The 12750-nt window shown below is 41.0% G+C and carries 10 protein-coding genes; 6 read left to right on the forward strand and 4 right to left on the reverse strand.

Annotation, left to right across the window (positions count from 1 at the left end):
* Positions 1 to 74: 74 nt before the first annotated feature.
* Positions 75 to 596, reverse strand: a complete 522-nt coding sequence (locus tag ACP2AF_RS12475) for a sigma-70 family RNA polymerase sigma factor (protein WP_425236487.1) — start codon at positions 594 to 596, stop codon at positions 75 to 77.
* Between the two features lie 379 nt (positions 597 to 975).
* Between ACP2AF_RS12475 and ACP2AF_RS12480 the strand changes: the two genes are divergently transcribed.
* The 5 genes from ACP2AF_RS12480 to ACP2AF_RS12500 all read left to right on the forward strand — a co-directional run bounded on the left by ACP2AF_RS12480 (position 976) and on the right by ACP2AF_RS12500 (position 7516).
* Positions 976 to 2031 (forward strand): bestrophin family protein, encoded by a 1056-nt coding sequence (locus ACP2AF_RS12480; RefSeq protein WP_425236488.1) that lies wholly within the window; start codon positions 976 to 978, stop codon positions 2029 to 2031.
* A gap of 77 nt (positions 2032 to 2108) precedes the next feature.
* Entirely contained in the window at positions 2109 to 3647 is a 1539-nt protein-coding gene (locus ACP2AF_RS12485; RefSeq protein WP_425236489.1) for a sugar porter family MFS transporter, read from the forward strand.
* The gene (locus ACP2AF_RS12490) at positions 3644 to 5236 is read left to right on the forward strand and encodes a glycoside hydrolase family 43 protein (protein ID WP_425236490.1); all 1593 of its coding nucleotides are present in this window, start codon (positions 3644 to 3646) and stop codon (positions 5234 to 5236) included. The genes ACP2AF_RS12485 and ACP2AF_RS12490 overlap by 4 nt, the downstream gene beginning before the upstream one ends.
* Positions 5237 to 5240: 4 nt before the next feature.
* Complete coding sequence (locus ACP2AF_RS12495; RefSeq protein WP_425236491.1) at positions 5241 to 6371, forward strand: glycoside hydrolase family 26 protein; 1131 nt, start codon at positions 5241 to 5243, stop codon at positions 6369 to 6371.
* 272 nt (positions 6372 to 6643) lie between these two features.
* Positions 6644 to 7516 carry a universal stress protein gene (locus tag ACP2AF_RS12500; RefSeq protein ID WP_425236492.1) on the forward strand — a complete coding sequence of 291 codons (873 nt, stop codon included), beginning with the start codon at positions 6644 to 6646 and terminating at the stop codon, positions 7514 to 7516.
* A gap of 171 nt (positions 7517 to 7687) precedes the next feature.
* On the opposite strand, the gene ACP2AF_RS12505 is transcribed toward ACP2AF_RS12500, so the two are convergent.
* The 3 genes from ACP2AF_RS12505 to ACP2AF_RS12515 are packed head-to-tail and all read right to left on the reverse strand — an operon-like array spanning position 7688 to position 11180.
* A complete protein-coding gene (locus ACP2AF_RS12505) occupies positions 7688 to 10132 on the reverse strand; it encodes a hypothetical protein (RefSeq protein WP_425236493.1) in 2445 nt (814 codons plus the stop codon).
* Complete coding sequence (locus tag ACP2AF_RS12510) at positions 10116 to 10403, reverse strand: hypothetical protein (RefSeq protein ID WP_425236494.1); 288 nt, start codon at positions 10401 to 10403, stop codon at positions 10116 to 10118. Before ACP2AF_RS12510 ends, ACP2AF_RS12505 begins: the two co-directional genes overlap by 17 nt.
* Positions 10404 to 10442: 39 nt before the next feature.
* On the reverse strand, positions 10443 to 11180 hold the full coding sequence (locus tag ACP2AF_RS12515) for a slipin family protein (protein ID WP_425236495.1): 738 nt from the start codon (positions 11178 to 11180) through the stop codon (positions 10443 to 10445).
* Between the two features lie 452 nt (positions 11181 to 11632).
* On the opposite strand from ACP2AF_RS12515, the gene ACP2AF_RS12520 reads away from it, so the two are divergent.
* Complete coding sequence (locus ACP2AF_RS12520) at positions 11633 to 12523, forward strand: universal stress protein (protein ID WP_425236496.1); 891 nt, start codon at positions 11633 to 11635, stop codon at positions 12521 to 12523.
* The last annotated feature ends 227 nt before the right edge of the window (positions 12524 to 12750 follow it).

The following is a 12750-nucleotide window of genomic DNA, read 5'->3' on the forward strand; positions in this document are numbered from 1 at the left end:
TCATAGCCTATACTACTAAGACACGGAATACCATAAAAAGGGTGATGCTAAAATCGAAAAAATTCAAAAAGAAGCTACCTTAATTGAGAAATCAACAACAATAGCAGGAATAATTGGGTGTCCTGCAATTCCACGCGAAGGATCTTGTAGGCTTTTTTCATATGCGATTTTACGGTGTTTACGGAGATATTCAGGGTTTCGGCGGCGGTACTATACTTTTGACCCTCCAAAGCGCAAAGCTCAAAAACCTTCTTGCACTGTATAGGTAAATTCTCTATAGCACTTTTGATTTCCTCGTCATGGTCAATCCGTTGCGGATTTTCATACTGGGGGAGTTTTAGTACCTTCTCCGAAATGGGCTCTAATTTTTTTGATTGTCTGATTTTGTTGAGACTGGCATTTTTCACCGATCTTTTCACATACCCTTCCATATTCAGTATGTTATGATCTTGGCGTTTTAGTAAGGAGATAAAAACATCCTGTACAATATCTTCGGCTTCATCAAGATCGGCAACATAACTATAGGCAATTAAGCAAAGTTCCTGATATTGCCTTTTAAATAAATTCTCTACCCTGCCCAGCCACTGATGATTCATGTACATTAATTCAAAAACTTAATCCGCGTCAACCCCCTAATGTTATGAATAAAAAAACGATTTTGCGCATTTGAAATTATTTTTAACACAGAATCGTTGGTTCCAAATCCAAGTAAAGCCAAGATACAAAATAATCCAGTTTTTATTCATCCTGGAGCAGAGGATAGATCAAATTTTAGCTTTTTTAAAGAGATTTTGACGATACCTCTCCCATCGTTTAAAATTGACCCAAATCATATCAAAGTTGGGTTTGACAAGACCTTACCATTTTCAGGTTTTTTCATTTGAGTGACTTTAAGTCAATTGGATACCCTGAAATATTCATACATTGCAATAACCGACCGAAAAAATTAAGTTATGAAATTCCAAAATACGAATCATGCATACTAAAAAGAAATATACCGCCTTCGAAATGGCGATGTGGACCCGATTTGAAACGCTTCTTTTCCTTTTGATTATAGTGGTTTGGGTGGCCATCTACTACTTTTTCGATTTAGGTTGGTTAAAAATTCCTTGGACCCCTTTGGCATTGATCGGTACGGCCGTGGCCTTCGTCATCGGATTTCAAAATAATTCCGCTTATGGAAGAATTTGGGAAGCTCGCAAGATATGGGGAGGTATTGTAAACACCTCCAGGACCTTTGGTATGTTCGTGCAGGATATGTTGACTAATGAATATGCTGAATCGCCCATGACCGAGCCACAAATCCATAAGGAGATCAAAACCCTAACGTATCGCCATATTGCTTGGATGACAGCATTGCGACACGCCATGCGTATGCCCAGACCTTGGGAAACAAGTGCAAGCCATAGGACCAATCAAGAATGGGATTTGCGCCCACCAGAATTGGATTCTAGCTTGGAAGACGATTTAAAATCGTATATCACAGAAAATGATTTGGCCTACGTATTGGGCAAGAACAACAAACAAACCGCTTTGTTATACTTACAATCCCATCATCTAAAAAAACTTAAGGAGCAAGGTATAATTTGGGAATTTTCCTTTTTGGAGCTGGAGGCCATACTTCAGGAATTATTTACACTTCAAGGGAAAAGTGAACGGATCAAAAATTTTCCATATCCAAGGCAATTTGCCACACTCAATCATTTTTTCATGTGGATTTTTATTCTGTTGCTCCCCATGGCTTTGGTACCTCAATTCATTGATATCGGAAAAGGGTTTTCGGAATCCCATGCCCTTATGGGCGATTTATTTGCTTGGCTATCCATCCCTTTTTATATCATTGTAGCTTGGATATTCCATACGATGGAAAGAATCGGGAGAACTGGCGAAAACCCCTTCGAAGGGACAGCTAACGATGTTCCCATCTCAACAATTGCACGAGGTATTGAAATTGACCTCCGTCAGAATCTGGGGGAGTCCAATGAAAAAATTCCAGATCAGTTTGCCGTTAAACATGATACACAATTCTGACAATAATTGCGGATAGCCCAGAAGTACATATTTCAATTCTTGACAAAGCAATAAGGTATTCCAAAACATTCTAAAATATGACCAAAAGAACATTATTTATAGCCTTTGTAGTCTCCTTGGGAGGATTTTTATTTGGTTTTGATGCCGGTATCATCTCGGGCGTCATGTCCTATGCCGGTCCCGAATTTGACTTGAACGATGCCCAGACCGGTTGGGCCGTAAGCTCGCCTTCTTTTTCCGCAATGATCGCCATGTTGATTTCCGGCCGTCTTAGTGATAAGATAGGACGAAAAAAGATCTTGATCATTGTGGCATTTTTATATGCTGTTTCGGCACTTTTTTCTGCTTATGCCATCTCCTATGAAATGCTATACATAGCACGTATGATTGGTGGTTTGGCATTTGGGGCCGCCCTTATATTGGCACCCATATATATTGCCGAGATTTCCAATGCCGAAAATCGCGGGAAATTGGTCTCCATTCAACAATTGAATATCGTTCTCGGTTTTTTTGCGGCATTCTTAAGCAATTATTATTTCAATAAGCTATATAGCTCGGGAGATTCATTTCTTACCGAAGACACGGTTTGGCGTTGGATGTTGGGTGTTGAGTTGGTGCCGGCCCTGCTCTATTTTTTATTTATGTTCTTTGTGCCAAGGAGCCCACGTTGGTTATATATGCGGGGCAAGGTTACGGATGCGAACCACGTTTTGAAGCAGTTGCACGGGGATGAAAAAGCCAAGAAAGAGATTCACTCGATTGAAAAGAGCATTCGTGAACAAAAAAGTACAGTGAAGGTATCCATTGGTGAATTGGTGAAACCCACCTTGCGCTTTATCTTTTTGGTGGGTCTTACGATAGGAATTCTTCAACAAGTCACCGGAATAAATGCGATATATTTTTATGCTACGTCCATTTTCAAACAAACGGGTATTGGTACTGATGCGGCTTTTAGCTCAGGGGTTTTGCTAAGTTCTACCACGGTGGTTTTTACCATAGTTTCCATGTTTTTAATTGATAAACTCGGAAGAAGGCCCTTGCTGCTTTTTGGCATAGCAGGTATTGCGATCAGTATGCTCTTATGCGCTTATGGATTCAATAACGCCACCTACGAACTGAAATCCTCTGAAATTGCACAGCTTGAAAATATTGACAAAGATGCTTTGGACCAATTTGCGGATAAAAAATTCGATAATGATGTTGATTTCAAAAATGCTATGAAATCGGCTTTGGGAACCCAAGTTTATGCAAAAAATGAAGGTACCTTGATTGAAGCGGCCACTGAAATGAATGCCACCCTGATTTTAATAGGGATTTTTGGTTTTATCGCCTGTTTCGCTTTTTCCCTGGGTCCGGTAATGTGGGTTCTTTTATCGGAAATGTATCCTAATAAATATAGGGGGTTGGCTATAGGAGTCATTGGTTTCGTAAATAGTTTTGCCAGTTGGTTGGTACAGCAGGTGTTTCCTTGGGAACTATCCAACTTAGGCAATGCCATGAGCTTTTTCATTTTTGGTATTATCGCCGTAATCGGATTTTTCGTTCTGTTTAGAATATTGCCGGAAACGAAGGGAAAGTCTTTGGAACAGCTTGAAAAGGAATTGATTGGACGATGAATAATATACAAAATCCGATATTGCGGGGGTTCAATCCGGATCCGTCGATTTGCAGGGTAGGTGAAGATTATTATATCGCCACATCAACCTTTGAATGGTTTCCAGGGGTACAAATCCATCATTCCAAAGATCTGAAAAATTGGAAGCTGATAGCCCGACCGTTGAATCGTATTTCTCAGTTGGACATGCGGGGCAACCCGGATTCCTGTGGTGTATGGGCACCATGCCTCTCTTATGATAAGGGTACTTTTTATTTGGTGTATACCAATGTACGATCTTTTGATGGTGTCTGGAAGGATACCCCCAACTATTTGGTGACCACAAAAGATATTACAGGTGACTGGAGCGAACCGATCTATTTATCGTCACGAGGTTTTGATGGGTCGCTATTTCATGATATTGATGGAAAGAAATGGTTTCTCAACATGTTGGTCGATCATCGTAATGGTAAATTTTTTGGTGGTATTGAAATGCAGGCATATGACCCGGTGGGCCAAAAGTTGGTAGGTAAAGTGCATTACCTCACCGAGGGTACGGTCTTGGGCCTTTCCGAAGGACCCCATCTGTACAGGGAAAATGGATATTATTATCTGGCACTAGCGGAAGGAGGTACGGAGTATGGCCATGCCATGAGCATTGGACGAAGTAAAGATATTTTTGGCCCATATGAATTTCACCCTGAAAATCCCTTTGTATCCGCAGCCGCTAAGAAGAACCACCCGCTACAGAAGTGTGGACATGGAGATTTGGTCCAGACCCAAAATGGTGATTGGTATACCGTTTTTTTAGTAGGACGACCTTTAACGACCCTGGGTAATTGCACTTTGGGACGGGAAACGGCCATTGAGGAAGTGATCTGGAAAGCCGATTGGCCTTATTTAAAAGAAGGAGGATGTGTGCCCCGTTTTGAAATTCCTGCCCCCGATTTACCGAAGTTCTTACACGAAGCTCCTCCTGACAGAATCAATTTTGACCAAAAAGAAATCTCTCTGGATTTTCAATCCCTACGCATACCGATTACCGAAGATTGGTGTTCCCTCACGGCTAGAAAGGGGTTCTTAAGATTATATGGCCGGGAGTCCTTGAACTCTTTGCATCATCAAAGCTTACTGGCGCGAAGAATCCAGAATTTTCATGTATGCGTAACAACCTCCATTGATTTTCAACCCGAGAATATCCTACATATGGCCGGTCTGGTATTCTATTACAATACCGGTCATTATCATTACGCCTATATCACTTCAAATCGCAAGGGAACCCAGAAGTACTTGTGTATTGTTTCTTCGGACAATTTCAAAATGAGCTTTCAGGAAAAATTAGTGGACATAGCCGATAGGGAGTCAATTGTTTTACGGGGCGATATGAATCGGGACAAGCTTCAGTTTTATTTTAGCCTTGGGGAGGGTAAATTCGATAAATTAGGCACCGAATTGGATGCCCATATCTTATCGGACGATTATGTAAGGGAGGGCAGTGACAGATACCGCCCAGCCTTTACGGGAAGCTTTGTTGGCATTTGTTGTCAAGACCTTGCCATGAATACCCATTATGCCGATTTTGAGTGGTTCGAGTATAAAGAAATAAATTAAGGAAATGAAATTAGCCGCTATATGCTGCTTGGCCTTACTACTAGTGGGTGGCGAAAAGCAGCAAAGGAAGATGGATTCTATGCCATTGGAAATTGACGAAGAGCAAGTTCGCAAACGTGCCAAATTCGAACCCAAGGATGGTGAGGTACTGCTCTTCGTTGGCCAAGAACTGGAAGCCGCAGGCGGGTTGGATGAATATAGCGATGGCTATTTGGATCATTTTGATACTCCGGCCGGGTGGACAACTTATACCAATATCAACCCTGGAGAGAATTCCTTTGGCCGAATTATGGAGGGATTGGATGGCGTGTATGAAACCCATGATTGGGGAGATAATGATTACAATGCCACCCTTCAATTAAACGACCCTGATTATGCAAACATGGCCCTGGCCATTGGGCTGCAGTTTGTTAATCACGAAGAGAAGGTTGCCAATGGCACACATGATAAGTACATAAACCGGTTGGCCGATTTTCTCTTATCCTTGGGGAAACGCCCTGTTTTTTTACGTATTGCCTATGAGTTTGATGGGGAGCCCTGGAATCATTATGAAAAGGAAAGTACCATAAAGGCCTATAGGAGAATTGTGGATATGTGTAGGGCAAAGGGAGTGACCAATACAGCTTACGTGTGGCAATCCACAGGATTTATGTCTCCTAATGATGGCGATCTGGAATCATGGTATCCCGGAGACGATTATGTAGATTGGTTAGGTTTTTCATTTTTTAACCGATGGGCGGACCAAAAAATGATTCCTTTCGCCAGAAAAAAAGGAAAACCCGTTTTTATCGCGGAAGCCTCACCCACAATTTCGGATGTTGATGCAAAGACCACAGGGAATACCTTGGAAACGCAACTGGGCAATCCTAAGCAGGCGGAGGAAGCTTGGCAAAAATGGTTTATCCCTTTTTTTAAGACTATTGATGATAACCCTGATGTGGTCAAAGCAGTACATTATATCAACTGCCATTGGGATTCGCACCCCATGTGGTATGAAAATCCAACGTTTAAGAGAATTGATGCCCGACTTCAATTGAGTGATTCAATCAGTAAGCGATGGAGAGAGACTACCGCTCATCCCAAGTATATCAAATCCTCCCCGGATTTATATGAAAAACTTTACCATAAGGATTAAGCAAGACCTTGGGGCCTGCCCTTTGGTGAAACTGTAAACAAAAACTCCCGCTTACTTTTAACCATCCAGATACTATCGGATTCGGAATGATTATGACGACAACATCCAGTATCACTGGGTCGAGTACAACACTAAAGAGTACAAGAGAAACAGGGCAAGGCCATGTATAGGCAACCCAAATCCCCTTTTTTTAATATAGCCACCTGGAATGACCATTGTCATTTTAAGTCTAAATAGCGGATACTACCTTTAAATTATTAAAAACAAAGGGAATGAAAACGATACTCTACGCTACCGACTATTCCGAAAATTCCGTGGACGCCTTAAAATACGCATATGCACTTTGCAGGGACTTGAAGATTCGTTTGGTCATGACCCATATCTATGATGTCCCCACGGTATTGGGCACTCAATTAACGGCATCCTTTCCCAGTTTGTCAAAGGATGCCAGGCGTCATGAACGTGAAAAACTACAGGTTTTTTTTAAAAAAAATTTGGGAAAAGTATCGGATACAATGAAGCTACATTTTGAGCCCATGGAACATATGTCCGTAATTCGGGGTATTATTTCCAAGGCAACCGAATGGCACGCTTACCTCATATTTGTGGGCATGAAAGGGGAGGGGAGATTACGGGAAATACTTATGGGAAGTACTACAAAATCTCTTATTGAGAAGGCACCTTGCCCCGTTTTGGCCATTCCGGAAAATACAAATTATAAGCCTTTCAAAACAGTAGTTTATGCAACCGATTTTGAAGAAGAGGATGTTTATGCCATTCGAAAACTGACAGAAATGGTCAGAACCTTCCAAGCCGAAATAAAAGTGGTACATATCATTACCGAAAAGGAATATCAGGGAGAGACCCAAATGGAATGGTTCAGGGATATGTTGCAAAACAAGGTGACCTATGAAAAAATAGCGTTCAAATTATTGTTTTCTGATGATATTTTCGAAGCACTCAGAATGTATCTCGAAGATGTTGGGGCAGAACTTATGGTGATGTTGGAAAGGGAAAAAAAAGGGTTGCTAAAAAAATGGTTCCATCGAGATTTGGTCAAAAAAATGGAATCCTACGGTCAGGTACCTTTAATGAGTTTTCGGGATAGTAACCATCAACTCTTCTATTTTAGTACTGCTTTATAACCTTCACGATAGTATGAAAACGTTATATATGGGAGTTGCAGATATACGGTCTTTTAATTGGCCGTTTCAACGACAACTTTAGGGTTTCGGGTATTGATACCTCTGGTTTGATTCGGGACTCCTTGGATTCTGGGCTGAGGGTAGGTATTTTGTATTTTCAAAAAAATTACCCTATTCCATTTCAGGTTTTCCGTGCCAAACACTTGAACCAAAAGTGGTAAGATATACGTTCTCCGAATTGTTTTCATCCACGATGACCCGGTGTCCCCAGTGGAAGTCATAATCCTTCATTTTTTTCCAGGATTTTCCATAGTCATCGCTCAAATATGCTCCCTGGTTGAATGTATTGCAGTAGATTCTACCTGGCCGAGAGCTATCCACTGTAACGTCATAAACAAATTGGTTTTCATCGAATACTCTGCTCCAGGTGGTTCCCCCGTCTTCGGACATTAGAATACCTCCATCCAAATCCAAAAGTTTATTGCCTCCCGTTGCTATGGCTACACTACGACCGATTAAATCACTCAATTGGATATCTGACCAAGAACCCAAGTATAGCCTGTTCGGATTTCCCGGATCATAGGCCAGGCCATTAGGAAATTGGGTTTTTTCACCAACGTCCAACTGCTTCCATGTAAGCGCACCATCGGTTGATTTGTAAACGGCTCCCATAAATACTTCCCTTCCTAATTCTCTGTTCCGATGTTGAGGAGTAGGACTGGTAATCAAATATAGGGTCCCGTCAGGTACAACCGTGATTTCAAATGCCGCCATACTTCCTTTTATCCCATTGTTACGGAGCTTCCAAGTTTTGCCGTTGTCCGTGGATTTAAACACTCCTTTTCCGTAGGCGGCAACGTAAAGTGTCCTGTTTTCGAGAGGAGAGTTTTTATCGAGCACAATACAGGTGGCAGGTGTGTCAAAACCCATGCCCTCAACCGAAGGCATCCAAGACAAACCACCATCCGTTGAAACCGCCACACCTCCTTTTGCATATTGTTTCCATTTTGGATTTCTGGTCATTTTACCTCTTGGAAAATCGTGCAATGAAGACCAAACAGACCATATTCTATTTTTGATGCCAGGGTCAAATTCCACCCAATAGCATGTATTTTGCCACTCAACAGGGATTCCCTTTGTAGATCTATACCAACTCTTGCCTTGATTGAACGAATGATGGTATCCAATATCAGTATAACTGATGGCCATATGGGTTGAATCAAAAGGATCAAAATGAACGCCATAGGTGGTGGTAACATTCAACCCATTGGAAATATAGCTGCCGTCTTCCTGCCGCGTGGAATAGATGGTCTTCCAAGTCTTTCCACCATCAACCGTCTTCATACTGCGGTACCAGTCCGTAACTATGGCCACATCACCATTATTAGGAGCTACTCCAACATCGATCAATCTGATAAAGTCTTTCCCAAATGCTTCATTTACCCATGCATCCTTAAGGTTTGATGCATCGTTCCCATCTCGAACACCATATTGACCCGAGCCTCCCCCGCCTTTCCAAACCCATTCCCATGTTTCACCAGAATCACCAGATTTTAAAGCGCCAAACCAAACGGCTTTTGTACCATCATCTTTCTTTTCTTCATAACTACTTGTAACAACATAAACATTTTGGGCATTGTTCTCCGAAGCGGCCAAAGTGGAATACGTTGGTAATGTATTTGTACTATTGGTCAAAACATCACCCGTATGCCGCTGCCATGTTTTTCCTTGATCTTTTGATATCCAAAGCTCAGTTGGAGCCAATTTTCCAGAATCTCTATCAACTTCATTATTGTGAAGCGCATAAAATAGTGAACCAGTACCATTGCTAATTGTTCCTCCTGTAACTGAAAAAGCCGGTTGCATCATGGAAGGATAATCCTTTGTCTTAGCTTGCCAATTTTTTTTGCTAACGGTATTGACGTTTGCGGAAGTAAACACCAACACATGGTCTTTGGCATCACCACTATTGGTATATATAAATTCAACTTCACTATCCATTTTTAATCTGCTCCAAGATTCTCCTCCATTCTGCGTATGGAAAAAGAAGTTGTTCATGCTAAAATAGATATACTTGGAATCATTGGGATCCACTTTGATATTCTTTACTTTAGGACTGTTGCCGAATGTTCCTGTTTCGGTGTCCGCTGTATTGTAAAGGGAACTCTTCCTAACTTCAATGACGTAGTCTGCGTGGTCACCACTATAACTCTCTTTTACGATATCTTCTTCAAATGGATAGATTCTTACCCAGGTTTTGCCACCATCAATTGATTTGTTGAGCGTGTTGGCGCCTATATACATTACACTTGGGTTTTCCGGGTCATAGGCAAATGATTGGGAACCATTGGGATAATTAATCTCTTCATATGAATTTCCCCCATCTTTTGTATGGTAAGCTCCGGTCATATCACAGCGAATAAAAAAATCCTTTTCACTTTTGTAAGAAAAGGTCGGAATGAAAGTAGACCCTCCGCCGCCAGGGCCAAGTAGCGTCCAATTGGTACTCTTGTGGTCAATTAGATCTTCCTTTATTCTTTTAGTTGAAGAATCCTTACATGAAAAAAAAATTAAGATGATAAGATTAACAATGGACATTTTAATTTTTGTATTCATGTATTCTTTGATTGGGTTGGTATTTGATCAGTGGTTTAATTCTTTTCATTTTAAGAGCCAAATTTAAAAATTTGGCTGACTTTATTGATTGCCTTGACTTTGGATCTTGCAGAAGGACACCCGTGTTACGTATTGCTATTGTTGTGCTTTCGTTTTCTATTTCGTCCTTAATTTTTGTTTTCATTGGTTGCATATCCATATTTGATAATCCATTAAAAAGTGTCACCTCATCATTTTTGGTTATCAGTTTTAATCGCCCATTTTTATCCAAAAGGTAAATGCTTTTTGCTTTTCTATAATTTGTTTTCCTTCATTTTTTACTTCCTCTTGGAAGTACCTCTTCCGGAAAGGGAAAGAGAATGGTAGAATTTTTCTCGGCAGCAATATTGGATAAAGTTTGATAGAGCCTGAGTTTTATGGCGGACGGCGATTTATCTATCTGCAAGCCGGCTTCCAGAAGTTTAGCCGCGGCTTGTTCCTCGGCTTCTGCAAGAATGACGCGTGCTCTTCTGGAACGCTCCGCTTCCGCCTGGTTCGCCATCATCCGCCTCATGTTTTCGGGCAATTGGATATCCTTTATTTTTACATCTATTATCTCTATTCCCCACTCATGGGTCTCTTGTTCTACAATGGATTTGATGTTCTTGCCCATTTCTTCCCTTTTGGAAAGGATGGTGTCCAGTTCTACTTTTCCGCAAACATCCCTTAGGGCAGCTTGAGAAAGCTGCGTAATCGCAAAGGAGAATTCCTCCACTTCCAATACCGCTTTTTCGGGGTTGTTGATTTTAAAGAAGACTACGCCGTCAATGCTACAAGGTACATTATCCTCCGTCATGACTTCTTGGGAAACGACATTTATGGTAATTACCCGGATATCCACAATCTGTATGGTCTCCACAAGGGGAATAATCCATCGAAAACCGGGTTGTAGCGTTTTGATGTATTTGCCAAAACGGAATTTTAAGGCCCTTTTATACTCAAATACTATACGTATTCCTGCCAGTAGGAAAAGGCCTAGAATGATGGAAAATAAGAACAACGGATTCATAGTGATATACTTTAGTTTAGATAAATCAATCTCTTACGAAAATTCCGAACAATTGAATGTTCCTGTAAAGGAGGCCTTGGGCCTGTTTTAGGAATGGCGTCGTAGCGCTTCCCAATGGTAGGGGTCGGTCTCTTAAAGTTACGAATATTACTCGGGGAACAAAAAAAATTGAGCCTCAAAATGCCAGTAAATTTGTCTATTTCATGGATTTGGAAAGACATTGCCTGGTATAGGTCAATTTAGGGAATTGTGTTCATTGGAAGTAGGTTTTTAGCTCTTTGTAAAAGGAAACATTAATTACCCTTAAAAACGGGAATAATAACCGGGATGCCTAGGTGCGATAGCCCTATATCACATGACTCGCAATTAGTAAAAAGATTCGTATAAATGACCATGGTCATTTACAGATAGTTTACTGTGGCCTAATTTTGTAGTAGTTAAATTTATCAGCAATGAGAAAAGTACTATACGCTACGGATTGTACCCGGAATTCCGCTCCTGCATTGCGCTATGCGTACCGACTTAGCAGGACTATGGATGCTGAGCTACATGTTTTCCATGTATACGAACTTCTCCCGGTTACAGTGGCAACGATACGGCCTCCCCAACAGTTGGAGGAAAGGTTGCATCAAGAACAAAAGGATATCGTTACGAATTTTTGTGCTACCCATTTAAAAAATGAACTGCATCTAAACCCCGTAAGGGTACAGGTTTTAGAAAGTAATTTTGTAACAAAAAGCATACTGTCCGCTGTTCGGACTCTTAAGGCAGATCTTGCTATTGTGGGCATGAAGGATTCATATACCTTTAGGGGCATTTTTTCGGGAAATATTGCAAATGAGCTTCTGAATAAATTAGATATTCCTTTATTGGTGTTGCCAAATGATATGTACTATCATGGATTGTCTACCCTAATCTATGCTACGGATTTTGAGGAAGCCGATATTTACGCAATCGGAAGCTTGGTGAAAATCGTGGAATCCTATGGGGCTTTAATCAAAGTGGTGCATATACCGCTTAAAAATGAGTCCGACGCAGGTCAGCATATGCGATGGTTTGAAAACGAGGTAAGGCAACGAATATCATACCCTGAAATTGTCTTTAATGTGTCCGATGCCGAGGACGTCGAATCTGGATTACATTCCCTAATCCGGAAAGAACGTGCCGATATGCTGGTGATGATGGAGCGTGAACATTCTTCAATTTATGATAAATTATTCCATAGGGATTTGGTGCGTACCATGGAAGGTGAGGTATCCATTCCGTTCTTGGCATTCAATCAAAAAAGAATACGTAAGGAAATGAAGAAACTGGAAAACAATTCGTATTCTTTTGTTCCATAATAGAGGTTTTTAAGAAGAAAACACAAAAGTAATGGTGGTCCTTAAAGACATCAAAAGTGGCATTTGAGTAGGGAAGGTTCTTTTTGCGTGGATATTGATATAGTTGCTCCTGGTGGGCAAGATGCAGGTAGACCTCTTGGAGCATTCTTTTATTGTTGCCTTATGAAATAATGGTAAGGTCATTGGAATACCGATTATTTGAGTTTAATTCAGGTTTTGCTTGTATG

Origin of the sequence: Ulvibacterium sp. (assembly GCF_965248315.1) — a bacterium.
Taxonomy (GTDB): Bacteria; Bacteroidota; Bacteroidia; order Flavobacteriales; family Flavobacteriaceae; genus Ulvibacterium.

Excerpts from the sequence above, each read along its gene's own strand:
- ACP2AF_RS12475 (WP_425236487.1), bottom strand. The coding sequence starts at position 596 with ATGAATCATCAGTGGCTGGGCAGGGTAGAGAATTTATTTAAAAGGCAA.
- ACP2AF_RS12480 (WP_425236488.1), top strand. The coding sequence starts at position 976 with ATGCATACTAAAAAGAAATATACCGCCTTCGAAATGGCGATGTGGACC.
- ACP2AF_RS12485 (WP_425236489.1), top strand. The coding sequence starts at position 2,109 with ATGACCAAAAGAACATTATTTATAGCCTTTGTAGTCTCCTTGGGAGGA.
- ACP2AF_RS12490 (WP_425236490.1), top strand. The coding sequence starts at position 3,644 with ATGAATAATATACAAAATCCGATATTGCGGGGGTTCAATCCGGATCCG.
- ACP2AF_RS12495 (WP_425236491.1), top strand. The coding sequence starts at position 5,241 with ATGAAATTAGCCGCTATATGCTGCTTGGCCTTACTACTAGTGGGTGGC.
- ACP2AF_RS12500 (WP_425236492.1), top strand. The coding sequence starts at position 6,644 with ATGAAAACGATACTCTACGCTACCGACTATTCCGAAAATTCCGTGGAC.
- ACP2AF_RS12505 (WP_425236493.1), bottom strand. The coding sequence starts at position 10,132 with ATGAATACAAAAATTAAAATGTCCATTGTTAATCTTATCATCTTAATT.
- ACP2AF_RS12515 (WP_425236495.1), bottom strand. The coding sequence starts at position 11,180 with ATGAATCCGTTGTTCTTATTTTCCATCATTCTAGGCCTTTTCCTACTG.
- ACP2AF_RS12520 (WP_425236496.1), top strand. The coding sequence starts at position 11,633 with ATGAGAAAAGTACTATACGCTACGGATTGTACCCGGAATTCCGCTCCT.